The organism is Thalassospira profundimaris (assembly GCF_003326795.1).
GTDB lineage: Bacteria > Pseudomonadota > Alphaproteobacteria > Rhodospirillales > Thalassospiraceae > Thalassospira > Thalassospira profundimaris_C.
Window position 1 is genome coordinate 750,105 of sequence record NZ_JPWI01000001.1, and the last position, 13,725, is coordinate 763,829.

Sequence of the window (13,725 nt, forward strand, 5' to 3'; positions counted from 1 at the left end):
TGGGCCACGTTTTACGCGGTCTTCCAAGGCTTCTGCCTTTGTTACATACTATAGTGCCTGAAACAGTTACATTCGTTTTTCAAAGAATTATTGATATAGTTTCACTTTATCGCCTCTTTCCCCCGGGCGGGTGGTAATGCGACCCTTTTTAAATCGCTCAAAATTGGTTCGGCACAGAAATTCATAACCAGAATGCCGACCACGGGGAGAAGCGATCGACCACAAAATTAAGAATAAGAGAGAGGAGGCCCGGCATGGGACGACTGACTACCCATGTACTGGATACGGCAAAAGGCTGTCCGGCTGCTGGAATCCGCATTGAGCTGCACAGATTTGGCAATGGTCATGATGATCTGGTTGCCGAAGCTGTGACCAATGTTGATGGCCGCACCGAAGCGCCGATGCTTGACGGTGCCTCTTTCAAACCTGGTGAATATCAGCTGGTGTTCCACGCAGGTGACTATTTCGACGCCATTGGCGAAAAGCTTCCCGAGCCCAAATTCCTGGATCAGGTGGTGATCCGGTTCGGCATTTCCGACGGGCAGGCGCATTATCATGTGCCGCTGTTGCTGTCGCCATTTGGCTATTCCACATATCGTGGAAGCTGAGGTTGACCATGGCGAACGCGACCGGATCTTTCCGTTCTGATATCCGTTTTCTTCTGGGTGATGAAGAGCGCAGTTTGCGTGACGTCGATCCGCAGATGACGGTGCTTGAGTATCTTCGTCTGGCCGAGCGCAAACCGGGTACCAAGGAAGGCTGTGCCGAGGGCGATTGTGGCGCCTGTACGGTTGTTTTGGGTGAGCCCGATGGCAAGGGTGGGATGGCTTATCGCACGGTCAATGCCTGCATCCAGTTTGTGCCGACCCTTGATGGCAAACAGCTTTTGACGGTCGAACATCTGAAATCCGAAGATGGCAGCCTTCATCCCGTGCAGCAGGCCATGGTTGACACCCACGGGTCGCAATGCGGGTTCTGCACACCGGGCTTTGTCATGAGCCTTTATCAGTTGTGGCTGGATGGTGGCGAGGATGACCGGGGTGCGATTAATGATGCGCTGGCCGGGAACCTGTGCCGTTGCACCGGCTATGGTCCGATTATCGAGGCAGCCCGCAAGGCAGGCGGCATTGCAGCCAATGACGCGGTTGAGCAAAAGCGCCGTGCAGACATTGCAACTCGGCTAAGTGCCATGGTTGATGATGCCGGGACGCTTGCTGTCGAACATGCTGCCGGGCGCTATTATGCGCCGCGCACATCTGATGAGTTGGCCGGTCTTCTGGTTGCCCATCCCGATGCAACGGTTCTGGCCGGTGGCACGGATGTCGGGCTTTGGGTGACCAAGATGCTCAAACGGCTGGACCCGATCATTTATATTGGCGATGTCGGCGACCTGAAATCGGTTACGGAAACCGAAGATGCCCTGATCATCGGGGCCGGTGTGACCTATAGCCGCGCGCATGATGCGCTGGGCAAGGTTGCTGCTGATATTGGGGAACTGGTGCGCCGGATCGGATCCCGGCAAATCCGCAATGCCGGAACTGTGGGCGGCAATATCGCCAATGGGTCGCCGATTGGCGATACCCCGCCCGCCCTGATTGCGCTGGGGGCAAAGATTGTTCTGCGTATGGGCGATGTGAGACGCGAAGTCGCACTGGAAGATTTCTTTATCACCTATGGCAAGCAGGACCGTCAGGCGGGCGAGTTTGTCGAAAGCGTGATTGTGCCCAAACCGGCAGAGGGTGTTGCGTTCAAGGCCTACAAAATCTCCAAGCGCTTTGATCAGGATATCACCGCAGTTCTTGGGGCGTTTGCCATCAAGATTGTTGAAGGCAAGGTAGCAGAATTCCGGGCGGCCTTTGGCGGTATGGCCGGAACCCCGATGCGGGCTGCCAAATGCGAAGCGGCCCTGATCGGGCAGGACTGGAACGAAGCCAGCCTGAACGCGGCCCAACTGGCATTGGCCAAGGATTTCGCACCAATGAGCGATATGCGGGCCTCAAAAGAATATCGCATGCTGGTCGCGCAGAACCTTTTGACCAAGCTGTTCATTGAAACCACAGCGCCCGAAATTGCCACCCGCCTTGTTGGCAAGGAGGCAGCCCATGTCTGATCAGATTACCAAAACCGATATGGATGAGGTGATAGCGCCGACCGCCGGTTTGTCGGGCGGGGTGCGGTCCAGTTCCAAACATGACAGCGGTCCGAAACATGTGGCGGGCGAAGCGGTCTATATCGATGACATCATCGAGCCCTATGGCACGCTTCATCTGGCACCCGGTGCTGCGACCATCGCGCACGGCAAGATTGTGCGCATGGACCTGTCCAAGGTGCGTTCGGCACCCGGTGTTGTGTGCGTATTGACCGCCGAAGATGTTCCCGGTGTCAATGACGTGTCCCCGGCCCATACCCATGACGATCCGGTTTTACCCGATGGTATCGTGCAGTTTTATGGTCAGCCGGTATTTTGTGTCGCGGCCGAAACCCGTGCGCAGGCCCGTGCGGCGGCCAAGCTTGCCGATATTGAATATGAAGAACTGCCAGCGGTTCTGTCGATTGAAGAGGCGCTTGAAAAACAGCAATTCGTAGCACCCCCGCATGTGATGAAGCAGGGAGACGCCAAATCGGCCCTTGCCAAGGCCAAGCATCGCCGGGCCGGGCGGATGGAGATTGGCGGGCAGGATCATTTCTATCTGGAAGGGCAGATCACCTTTGCCATTCCGCAGGAAGACGGTGATGTTCTTTTGCATTGCTCGACCCAGCATCCGTCGGAGGTGCAGCACAATATTGCCAATGTGCTTGGTCGTCCGGCCAATGCGGTAACGGTCGAAGTCCGCCGTATGGGCGGCGGGTTTGGTGGCAAGGAAACGCAGGCATCGCAATGGGCGGCACTGGCGGCGATCGTTGCGGTCAAAACCGGACGTCCGGCCAAGTTCCGTCTGGACCGGGATGATGACATGGTCATGACCGGCAAACGCCATGACTTCATTGTCGATTATGATGTCGGCTTTGATGATGACGGACGGATTTGCGGTCTTGATATCCAGTATGCGACCAATTGCGGTTTTTCGGCTGATTTGTCAGCCGCCATTGCTGACCGCGCGATGTTCCATACCGACAATGCCTATTACCTTGGCGATGTCGAAATCAGATCCTACCGCTGCAAGACCAACCTTGTGTCCAATACCGCGTTTCGCGGGTTTGGCGGACCGCAGGGCATGGTCGCAATCGAACGCATCATCGACGAAATTGCCATGCTGGTCGGACGCGATCCGATGGATGTGCGTATTGCCAACTATTACGGCACGACGGATCGTAATACGACGCCATATCACATGGTGGTCGAAGACAATGTGTTGCCCGAACTGACCGACGATATCCTCAAAGCCAGTGACTATCGTAAACGTCGGGCAGAGATCGAAGTGTTCAACGAACAAAGCCCGGTCCTGAAAAAGGGCTTGTCGCTGACGCCGGTGAAATTCGGGATTTCCTTTACCACCACTTTCCTTAATCAGGCAGGCGCGCTGATCCATGTCTATCAGGATGGATCGGTGCATCTGAACCATGGCGGGACGGAAATGGGACAGGGCCTTTTCATCAAGGTTGCCCAGGTCGTCGCTGAAGAATTCCAGATCGATCTTGATCAGATCAAAATCACAGCCACCAATACCGGAAAGGTGCCAAATACGTCCGCAACCGCGGCATCAAGCGGGGCGGATATGAACGGCATGGCAGCACGCGATGCGGCAATGACGATCAAGAACCGGCTGATTGCCTTTGCTGCCGAGAAATTTAGTGTCGCCGAGGCGGCTGTGCGCTTTGTGCCGGGCAAAATTATTGTCGGGGATGCGGCCGAGCTTGCCTTTGCCGATCTGATCAAACAGGCCTATCTGGCGCGTGTATCGCTATCGGCGACCGGCTATTACGCAACACCGAAAATCCATTATGACCGTGAAACCGCGTCGGGTCGGCCATTCTATTACTTTGCCTATGGCATGGCCTGTTCCGAGGTTCTGATTGATACCCTGACCGGTGAATACAAGGTCACAAGGGTTGATATCATTCACGATGTCGGGCGCTCATTGAACCCGGCAATTGACCGTGGCCAGATTGAAGGTGGCTTCATTCAGGGCATGGGGTGGCTGACATCCGAGGAACTCTGGTGGGATGACAAGGGCAACCTCCGGACCCATGCGCCATCGACCTATAAAATCCCGGCATGTTCGGATCGTCCGGAAGATTTCCGGCTTGATATTTGGTCGTCCGGACGAAACGTCGAAAAAACCATTCACCGGTCCAAGGCGGTTGGTGAGCCGCCCCTGATGCTGGCTATTTCAGTGCATCGTGCGATTGCCGATGCGGTGGCGTCGGTTGCCGGACACAAGGTGGTGCCGAACCTTGATACCCCGGCAACACCCGAAGCGGTTCTGTATGCCGTGGCCGATATTGCCAAACGCATGATCGAGCAATCAGGTCAGCCGGTTTCGGTTGCAGGGGAATAAGGTCATGACCCTGTCGCTGCGTGATCATATCAACCTTCTGTCTGCGCCCGGCCCGGTGATGCTGGTATCCGTTGCTGCGATCAGGGGATCGACGCCGCGCGAAGTTGGTGCCTTCATGCTGATTGCAAGCGATGGCCTTGCGGGCACGATTGGCGGCGGTAATCTTGAACATCAGGTGACCTTGCGGGTGCGCCAATGCCTTGCGGGTGACATGACGTCGATCCCGACGGCCGAGATTGTCCGTTTTCCGTTGGGGCCGGGGCTTGGGCAGTGCTGTGGCGGATCGGTCGAGGTTGGTTTTCATCTGCTTGATGAAACCAAGAAAGAAGCACTTTGCGCGGCATTGGCAGCGGTTGCCGACCAGCCGGTTTCGCAATCGGGGCGCTGGTTGATGATGCCGGTTTCGACAGCTGTTGGTGCATGGCAGATTGCCGGGGCAGAAAGCGCACAGGCCGCGATGCTTTCGGGCGGGTTCGGGACCGAGCGCGGCGGGATGGTTGCCATCAACGGCGTTAAAACATTATGTCTGCGCCTTGATGATGCGCTGTCCCCGCTTTGGGTTTTCGGGGCGGGGCATGTTGGCAAGGCGGTGGTTGCGGCACTTTCGCCCTTGCCGTTTGACATCCATCTTGTCGATTCGCGCGAAGACTATCTGGCGGGGATCGAGGGTAAAAACCTTCATATTTGCCAAAGTGATAGGCCCGAACTTGACGTTGCCGACATACCGGCAGGCGGGCATGTTCTGATCCTGACCCATAACCATGCGCTGGATTTTGACATCTGCCGGGCGGCATTGATGCGCGATGACCTTGGTTTTGTTGGCATGATTGGCAGCCAAACCAAACGCGCGCGCTTCATTCGACGGCTTTCTGATCGGGGGTTGGGTCCAGTTGAAATCGGTCGTTTGACTTGCCCGATTGGGATTCAAGGCATTACCGGAAAACAGCCGGTGGTGATTGCGGCATCCGTTGCCGCGCAATTGTTGTCTGTGCGCGAAGCACAGATGACCCAAAATCAGACGACCAAAGCCGCATCAGACGGGGTCGGTTGATTTTAAAACCTTCATTGAAGGTGTTTTTAATGATAAAGGGCCGCGAAATGACGGCCCAATCAGGTGATCTGGTGACCAGATCAGGGGTTTCGTAAAGGAGATTTGGCTGTGTGTGACGCCAAAGGCCATATGCGCCACGCCGTGGATTTGTCGCGGCAAAAAATGGAAGAGGGATGCGGTGGTCCGTTCGGCGCAATCATTGTTCGCAATGGCGAAGTGATTGCCGAGGGATGGAACAATGTCACATCCAACAACGACCCGACTGCCCATGCAGAGGTCAGCGCCATTCGTGCGGCCTGTGCAAAACTGGGCACATTCAATCTTGCGGGTTGTGAAATCTATACCAGTTGCGAACCCTGCCCGATGTGCCTTTCGGCGATCTATTGGGCCCGTCTTGACAAGATCTATTATGCCAATGGCCGCGAAGATGCTGCTGCCATCGGTTTTGATGATCAGTTCCTGTATGATGAAGTGGCAAAGCCGATCCATGATCGTTCCTTGCCAATTGTTCATGTCGATTTACCCGAGGCGCGCGAAGTATTCGCCGCGTGGGATGCCAAAACCGACAAGATCGCATATTGAGACCGTTTGATTGCAATCCGTTCTGCGGTAAAACCGCAAATGCCTTGTAAATCATATCGCTAAATAGGGGTGGCAACAGTGACGTCAATGACCGGTGATGCCGGGGCAGAAGCAATGAAGGGGGCGGCACCTGCGCAGTTGGAAGTGCGCGGTGTGACCAAGGCCTTTCCGGGCTGTCTGGCCAATGACGATATCAGTTTCCGTATCGAGCCTGGCGAAATCCATGCGCTGCTCGGTGAAAACGGCGCAGGCAAAAGTACGCTTGTGAAAATCATTTATGGCGTGCTTCAGGCCGATCAGGGCGAACTGCTTTGGGAAGGCAAGCCGGTTACGATCCATAGTCCGCATGATGCGCGTGAAATGGGCGTTGGTCTGGTGTTCCAGCATTTCTCACTGTTTGAAACCATGACCGTGCTCGAGAACATCGCGCTTGCGATGAATGATGTGCGCGATATGGCCGTGCTGCGTCAGAAAGTGATTGAGGTCGAAAAGACCTATGGCCTGCCGCTTGATCCTGATCGTCATGTCTATACGCTTTCGGTCGGTGAACGTCAGCGCATCGAAATCGTGCGCTGTCTGTTGCAGAATCCCAAGCTGCTTATTCTTGATGAGCCGACCTCGGTTCTCACCCCGCAGGAAGTCGAAAAGCTGTTTGAGACGCTGCGTCGTCTGGCCGATGAAGGCTGTGCGATCCTTTATATCAGCCACAAGCTGCATGAAGTGAAAGCCCTGTGCCAGCGCGCGACGGTTTTGCGCGGCGGCAAGGTGGTCGGCGGATGTGACCCGCGCGAGGAAACCGCGAAATCGATGGCTGAAATGATGATCGGCCAGAAACTGACGGCACCTGACCGGGGCAAGGATCGCGAATTTGGCGATGTCAGACTTGAAGTTTCCGACCTGTCATTGATCAGTGACGAGCAATTTGGCACGCATCTTAAGAATATCAGTCTCAAGGTGCGTGGTGGCGAGATCATGGGTGTTGCCGGTGTCGCCGGTAATGGTCAGAACGAACTGTTTCAGGCACTGGCCGGTGAAACCGAACATGAAGCCGCACCTGACAGCATCAAGATTGATGGCACGTCGGTTGCCCATTTCGGTCCGCGTCGCCGTCGTCGCCTTGGCGCGGCATTCGTTCCCGAAGAACGTAATGGTCACGGTGCCGTTCCGGATATGAGTCTTTCGGAAAACGGGTTCCTGACGGCGTTTCGCCGTATGGCGCTTGCCGCACGCGGCCTGATCCGCGAAGTCCCGACAAGGTCCTTTGCCGATAACATCATCAAGACATTTGATGTCCGCACCACCGGTTCGGGGGCCGAGGCCGGATCGCTTTCGGGCGGCAACCTTCAGAAATTCATCGTCGGTCGCGAGATCCTTCAGGATCCGGGCGTTCTGGTGATTTCCCAGCCGACCTGGGGTGTGGATGCCGGTGCAGCCAGCGCCATTCATCAGGCGTTGCTTGATCTGGCGGCGAAGGGAACTGCGGTTCTGGTGATTTCGCAGGATCTGGACGAGATTTTTGCCATTTGTGATTCGGTCGTGGTGATGTCAGAAGGCAAGATGTCCAAACCGCGCCCGATGGCCGATGTCAGCATCGAAGAAATTGGTCTGTTGATGGGGGGCCTTCATGATCTTGATGGCAACGCCACCCCGGCGAACGACACTGCATTAGAAGGAGGTCGCGTTGGTCAGGCTTGAACCCCGTCGTCAGCATTCACAGGCGATGGTTTATCTGTCGCCGGTTCTGGCAATTTTCATGACGCTGGTCGTTGGCGGGATCATTTTTGCCTTTCTGGGCAAGAACCCGTTCGACGCGCTTTATACGTTCTTCATCCTGCCGATCAATAACAGCTATGGGATTTCCGAGCTGTTTGTGAAGGCAACGCCGCTTGTGATCATTGCGGTTGGTCTTGCCATGGGGTTCCGGGCCAATGTCTGGAACATCGGTGCCGAAGGCCAGCTGACCATGGGGGCGATCTTTGGTGGTGGTCTTGCCCTTTATTTCCATGACAGTGAAAGCCTGCTTTTGCTGCCGGCGATGTTTGTGCTTGGCGCGATTGGCGGGGCGTTCTGGGCATCAATCCCGGCATTGCTGCGCACCAAATTCAATGCCAATGAAATTTTGACCAGCCTGATGCTGACCTATGTCGCAACACTGTTCCTGAGCTTCCTTGTGCATGGGCCCTGGCGTAACCCCGAAGGGTTCAACTTCCCGGAATCACGTCCGTTCCCGGATGCCGGGCTGCTTCCGATCATTTATGACGGCACGCGTGTCCATCTTGGTACGGCGGTTGCGGTGTTTGTCGTGATTGCCGGATGGCTGTTGCTGTCAAAATCCGTGATCGGGTTCCAGCTGCGGGTTGTCGGCAAGGCCCCGCAGGCTGCCCGCCATGTCGGTTTCCGTCAGAAACGCATGGTTTGGTTTACCCTTTTGCTGGGCGGTGCACTTGCCGGTCTGGCCGGTTTGTTCGAGGTTTCCGGTCCGATTGGTCAGTTGCAGCCGTCCATTTCGCCCGGTTATGGCTTTACTGCGATCATTGTCGCCTTCCTTGGCCGGTTGCATCCGGTGGGAATTCTGTTCGGGGGGCTGATCATGGCGCTGACCTATCTTGGCGGCGAGCTTGCCCAGATTACGCTTGGTCTGCCCAATGCGGTCACAGGTCTTTTCCAGGGGATTTTGCTGTTCTTCCTGCTGGCTTGTGACGTTCTGACCAAATATCGCATTCGTTTCGGTTCAATCGCGGCCAAAGGGAGAACCGCATAATGGAATGGCTTGTTCCCTTTACTCTGACAGTGATTACCGCATCGACCCCGCTTTTGCTTGCGGCGTCAGGTGAATTGATCACCGAAAAATCCGGGGTTCTGAACCTTGGCGTTGAAGGCATGATGCTGGTCGGTGCGATTGCCGGTTTTGCGGTGACTGCCTCAAGTGGATCGGCGATCCTTGGGATTGCTGCCGCCGTCATTGCCGGTGTTTTGATGTCGCTGATCTTTGCGTTTCTGACCCTGACGCTGATGGCCAATCAGGTGGCGACGGGCTTGGCGCTGACCATTTTCGGGATCGGGTTTTCGGCCCTGGTCGGGTCGAAATTCGTCGGTTTTGCGATTGAGCCGCTGCCGGGTCTTTCGATTCCGGGTATTAGCGCCATTCCGATCATCGGTCCGATCCTGTTCGGGCAGGATTTTCTGGTCTATCTTTCGATCGCGGTTGTGATCGGGGTTGGCTGGTTCCTTGCAAAATCGCGCGCGGGTCTTGTCCTTAAGGCGGTCGGGGATTCGCATCATTCGGCCCATGCCATCGGCTATTCCGTGATCAAGATCCGTTACCTTGCCACGATGTTTGGCGGGGCGATGGCCGGTCTTGGCGGTGCGTATCTTTCGCTGTCCTATACGCCGATGTGGGCTGAAAACATGACAGCCGGTCGTGGCTGGATTGCTTTGGCACTTGTGGTGTTTGCGACCTGGCGTCCGGGCCGTTTGCTGGCCGGGGCTTATATGTTTGGCCTGATTTCGGTGATGCAGCTTCATGCACAGGGTGCGGGCATTCATGTGCCCAGCCAGTTCATGTCGATGCTGCCATATCTTGCGACGATTATCGTGCTGGTGATTATTTCCAGTGACCGTGCGAAAATCAGACTGAATGCGCCTGCCTGTATCGGTCAGGCGTTCCGGCCGGCCCATTAGGGCCGGTCTGCTTGGGGGACCGGAACACGCCAAATGATGTTCCGGCCCATCGGGAGGAAAGATCATACCGGACCAAAACTCACACAAGTCGATTGAAGCTAATCGATCAGAAGTGTGATCGGTTTGACTGAGTCTTGGTTTCGGTGTGAACGTGTCATTGATTGCTTAGTGGATTGTGTTTAAATCCTGATCTGCTGATTAACAGGGAGACCTCTACGAATGAATGCAAAGTTCATGAAGCGCACGATTGCTGCTGTTGCAGCTGTTGGTGCCCTCGCAACCGGCATGGGTACCGCCCAGGCCGAAGACGTTAAAGTCGGTTTTGTCTATGTTGGTCCGATTGGTGACCATGGCTGGTCCTATCGCCATGACATCGGTCGTCAGGCCATCGAAGCCGAGCTTGGCGATGCCGCTTCGACCAGCTATGTCGAAAGCGTTCCGGAAGGTGCCGATGCCGAGCGCGTGATCCGTCAGATGGCCCAGACCGGCCATAACCTGATCTTCACCACCTCGTTCGGTTACATGAACCCGACCGAAAAGGTTGCCAAGCAGTTCCCGAACGTGAAGTTCGAACATGCAACCGGCTACAAGCGTGCCGACAACCTGTCGACCTATGCTGCACGTTTCTATGAAGGCCGTTATGTTGCTGGCGTTATCGCCGGTAAAATGACCAAGTCGAACATCGTTGGTTATGTCGGTTCCTTCCCGATTCCGGAAGTTGTCCGTGGCATTAACTCGTTCATGATGGGCGCATGGTCGGTGAACCCGGACGTCAAAGTGAAAATCGTCTGGGCGAACACCTGGTATGATCCGGGCAAGGAAGGCGACGCTGCCAAGGCGCTGATCGACCAGGGTGCTGACATCATGGTTCAGCACACCGACAGCCCGGCACCGCTTCAGGTTGCTGAAAACCGTGGCGTTCTTGGTTTCGGTCAGGCTTCTGACATGATCAAGTTCGCGCCGAAAGCTCAGCTGACCGCGATTGTTGATAACTGGGACAAATATTATGTCGAACGCGCCAAGGCCGTTGCTGACGGCACCTGGACGTCGATCGACACTTGGGGCGGCATCGACAGCGGTATGGTCGACATGGCACCGTACACCAACATGCCTGACGACGTAAAAGCACTGGCAGAAGCAACCGAAGCCAAAATTTCTTCGGGTGAATTCCACCCGTTCACCGGCCCGATCTATGATCAGGCAGGCGAACTGCGTGTGAAAGAAGGCGAAGTTGCTGATGATGGCATGCTGCTTGGCATGGACTGGTACATCAAGGGCATTGATGCCGAACTGCCGAAATAAGCCGGATTACCGATCTTTACAGATCGGCTGAGACGAAGCCCCGTGCATTTGCTTGCGCGGGGCTTTTCTTATGAGGTTTTTTTCGGGCGGATACGGCTTGGTGCTTCGGACTTCTCATAGGCGACCATTTCCGTGCGGGGATGAAGCAGGGCATAGATCGCCGCACGCCAGCCATGCAGCTTGACCTTGTTTTCGCGCGCCTTGCCTGCCCAGCGTTCGCGAAACAGTTCCATGTCATCGCGACGGGCAAAATAGATCACCATATCGACAAAGGGGGCCGACTGGTCTGACCGGGGCAGTTCGATATTGCGAATGCCCATGGTCCACATATCGCTTCGGACATTCTTGTCGAGCCAGTCCAGCACCCCCTGGGCGGAATGTCGCTCGTGAATGACCACGCGAAACGGAAAGTTCCGAAGATCTTGCGGCATGTGTTTTTCCTGAAGTCGCCACTGATAACAAGACAATAGACCGAGTCGTTTCGCAATTTTGCGATGGGCGGATCACTTTGTCCTGTTTTTTTTCAGTTGCAGGCTGAGATGCATATCACCCTGGTGGATCTTGTGGTTCTGTGCCGGCCTGCTAATTTTGTGGAGGGCGGGCTTAATATATTGGTTCGATATGTAATGATTTTAAGATATTCGAATGGTTTCAGCCTTGGCAATTGGACGGTCAGCTCAGATCAGTTTGTAATTATTGTTAGAAGCAAGACCGGTACTTCTGATTGAAGAGTATGAAAAATTTACATTTTTTCTTCGCTGAACTATGCTTGCATGATAATGGAACTGCCGAGTCTGATTGCATGTCAGGCGTGAGTGCAGCAGAAAAAAGACCATACGGGGTGACAAGGTGAGCGAGAAGCGTTCGGGCGTGCAACCATCCGGAAAGGAGCGCCATTTCAAGCCAGAAGAGCTGATTGTTAGCAAAACCGACCTTAAAGGTCATATTACCTATGCTAACGAGGTGTTTCTTCGGTTGTCGGACTACACCGAGAAAGAAGTTCTTGGTCAACCGCACTCAATGATCCGCCATCCGGATATGCCGCGCTGCATTTTCAAGTTGCTTTGGGATCATATCAGTTCGGGCAAAGAGATCTTTGCCTATGTGCTGAATATGGGTAAGAAGGGCGACCATTACTGGGTCTATGCCCACGTAACGCCGACATTCGACGCCAATCACAAGGTGATCGGATACCATTCGAACCGCCGGGTCGCCGATCCCAAGGTTCTGAGTGACAAAATTATTCCGCTTTATGCGGAGCTCCGCAAGATCGAGGAGAGCACCAGCAATCGCAAGGAAGGCATGAATGCCGCCTATGACGCGCTTGCCCGGAAACTCTCGGATGCCGGTGTGGCATATGATCAATATATTCAAGGTCTCTAGGGGCGCATCCCAAATCGAAGGTTAGAGGTTCGCAATGGCGATATTTGGTGGTTCGAAAACAGGTATCAAAAAGGCGCTGGACGTTGTTCTGGCAGCCGCTGATGGTAATTACGAAGCCCGTATTACCAATGTCGACAGTCATCCCGACATGCGTGACCTGTTTATCGCGATCAACCGGTTAATCGACCGCAATGATGCTTTCCTGCGCGAAAGTGCGGCATCAATGGGCGCTGTGTCGGAAAACCGTTACTATCGCCGTATTGTCGAGACCGGCCTTGTTGGTGAATATCTGTCATCAGCCAAGCGCATCAATGCGGCAACCGCCTCGATTGAACAGAAGCTTTCCGGTTTCTCGGAAATCCTTGGTGAATTCAAAAGTGGCTCGTTCGCGGCTGTTGATGATATCGCCCATGCGGCTTCCGCCCTTGCCGATGCATCGGGCGAAGCCAATACCATTGCCCATGAAACCAGCACACGTTCGACCAATGTCGCGGCGGCTGCGCGCCAGACAGCAAGCAACGTGACCGAGGTTTCGTCGGCGTCCGAAGAACTTAACCGGTCGATCCGCGAAGTGTCGGAGCAGGCCCGGGAGTCGGTTGAAATTGCCAATCGTGCAAATGGTCTTGCCCAGGAAACCGATGGCCGTATCGGCGAGTTGGAAGCAGCCGCAGGCGAGATTGTCGAAGTTGTCAGCTTCATTCGTGATATTGCGGCCCAGACCAACCTTCTGGCGCTGAACGCGACCATCGAAGCTGCGCGAGCCGGTGAAGCGGGCAAGGGCTTTGCCGTTGTTGCCAACGAGGTCAAGGGTCTTGCCAACCAGACCAGCAAGGCAACTGAAAGCATCGAGGAAAAAGTTCAGGATATCCAGAACGCGATCGAGCAATCGGTTGGCGCGATCCGCGAAATTGCCGGCGTGATTGATGATCTTGCCGTTCGTTCCGATACGATTTCGGGCAATGTCGAAACGCAGGCCAACCTGTCGTCAAACATCACGCGCAATGTCGAGCAGGCATCAAGCGGTGCGCAGGAAGTCACCGATAATATCACCGTCGTTTCGGATATGGCCGGGCGCACCGGTGTTGCTGCCGATACCACGCGCGATATGGCCGGGCGTCTGGCAGAGCAATCGGAAAATCTGCGCAAGCATCTGGGCGGCTTTCTTGATACCATCGAGAAGCTTCTTTACACCGCCAAGAAATAGCCGCTTTCGCGGGGCAACACATA

At 55.1% G+C, this 13,725-nt stretch carries 12 protein-coding genes; 11 read left to right on the forward strand and 1 reads right to left on the reverse strand.

All coding sequences use genetic code 11. The annotated features are described in order from the left end of the window. Positions 1 to 254 precede the first annotated feature (254 nt). The 9 genes from uraH (at position 255) to TH30_RS03595 (ending at position 11,115) form a co-directional block, all read left to right on the forward strand. Positions 255 to 608 carry a hydroxyisourate hydrolase gene (uraH, locus tag TH30_RS03555; protein WP_114096673.1) on the forward strand — a complete coding sequence of 118 codons (354 nt, stop codon included), beginning with the start codon at positions 255 to 257 and terminating at the stop codon, positions 606 to 608. An 8-nt stretch (positions 609 to 616) separates the two neighbouring features. Then, the gene (gene xdhA / locus TH30_RS03560) at positions 617 to 2,110 is read left to right on the forward strand and encodes a xanthine dehydrogenase small subunit (protein WP_114096674.1); all 1,494 of its coding nucleotides are present in this window, start codon (positions 617 to 619) and stop codon (positions 2,108 to 2,110) included. Next, positions 2,103 to 4,499, forward strand: coding sequence for a xanthine dehydrogenase molybdopterin binding subunit (gene xdhB, locus TH30_RS03565; RefSeq protein ID WP_114096675.1), 2,397 nt, complete (start codon positions 2,103 to 2,105; stop codon positions 4,497 to 4,499). Before xdhA ends, xdhB begins: the two co-directional genes overlap by 8 nt. A gap of 4 nt (positions 4,500 to 4,503) precedes the next feature. Further along, complete coding sequence (xdhC, locus tag TH30_RS03570) at positions 4,504 to 5,550, forward strand: xanthine dehydrogenase accessory protein XdhC (protein WP_114096676.1); 1,047 nt, start codon at positions 4,504 to 4,506, stop codon at positions 5,548 to 5,550. A gap of 108 nt (positions 5,551 to 5,658) precedes the next feature. Beyond that, positions 5,659 to 6,132 carry a nucleoside deaminase gene (locus tag TH30_RS03575; protein WP_220150265.1) on the forward strand — a complete coding sequence of 158 codons (474 nt, stop codon included), beginning with the start codon at positions 5,659 to 5,661 and terminating at the stop codon, positions 6,130 to 6,132. A gap of 87 nt (positions 6,133 to 6,219) precedes the next feature. Further along, on the forward strand, positions 6,220 to 7,827 hold the full coding sequence (locus TH30_RS03580; RefSeq protein ID WP_258548604.1) for an ABC transporter ATP-binding protein: 1,608 nt from the start codon (positions 6,220 to 6,222) through the stop codon (positions 7,825 to 7,827). Continuing rightward, positions 7,814 to 8,893 carry an ABC transporter permease gene (locus TH30_RS03585; protein ID WP_114096678.1) on the forward strand — a complete coding sequence of 360 codons (1,080 nt, stop codon included), beginning with the start codon at positions 7,814 to 7,816 and terminating at the stop codon, positions 8,891 to 8,893. Before TH30_RS03580 ends, TH30_RS03585 begins: the two co-directional genes overlap by 14 nt. Beyond that, the gene (locus TH30_RS03590) at positions 8,893 to 9,813 is read left to right on the forward strand and encodes an ABC transporter permease (RefSeq protein ID WP_114096679.1); all 921 of its coding nucleotides are present in this window, start codon (positions 8,893 to 8,895) and stop codon (positions 9,811 to 9,813) included. Before TH30_RS03585 ends, TH30_RS03590 begins: the two co-directional genes overlap by 1 nt. Positions 9,814 to 10,047: 234 nt before the next feature. Then, complete coding sequence (locus TH30_RS03595) at positions 10,048 to 11,115, forward strand: BMP family ABC transporter substrate-binding protein (protein WP_114096896.1); 1,068 nt, start codon at positions 10,048 to 10,050, stop codon at positions 11,113 to 11,115. Between the two features lie 68 nt (positions 11,116 to 11,183). Here TH30_RS03595 and TH30_RS03600 read toward each other — a convergent pair whose 3' ends face one another. Next, positions 11,184 to 11,546 (reverse strand): hypothetical protein, encoded by a 363-nt coding sequence (locus tag TH30_RS03600; protein ID WP_114096680.1) that lies wholly within the window; start codon positions 11,544 to 11,546, stop codon positions 11,184 to 11,186. Between the two features lie 418 nt (positions 11,547 to 11,964). Here TH30_RS03600 and TH30_RS03605 point away from each other — a divergent pair, with 418 nt between their 5' ends. Both TH30_RS03605 and TH30_RS03610 read left to right on the forward strand, forming a co-directional pair. Continuing rightward, positions 11,965 to 12,498 (forward strand): PAS domain-containing protein, encoded by a 534-nt coding sequence (locus TH30_RS03605; RefSeq protein WP_114096681.1) that lies wholly within the window; start codon positions 11,965 to 11,967, stop codon positions 12,496 to 12,498. 34 nt (positions 12,499 to 12,532) lie between these two features. Further along, positions 12,533 to 13,702 carry a methyl-accepting chemotaxis protein gene (locus TH30_RS03610; protein WP_114096682.1) on the forward strand — a complete coding sequence of 390 codons (1,170 nt, stop codon included), beginning with the start codon at positions 12,533 to 12,535 and terminating at the stop codon, positions 13,700 to 13,702. The last annotated feature ends 23 nt before the right edge of the window (positions 13,703 to 13,725 follow it).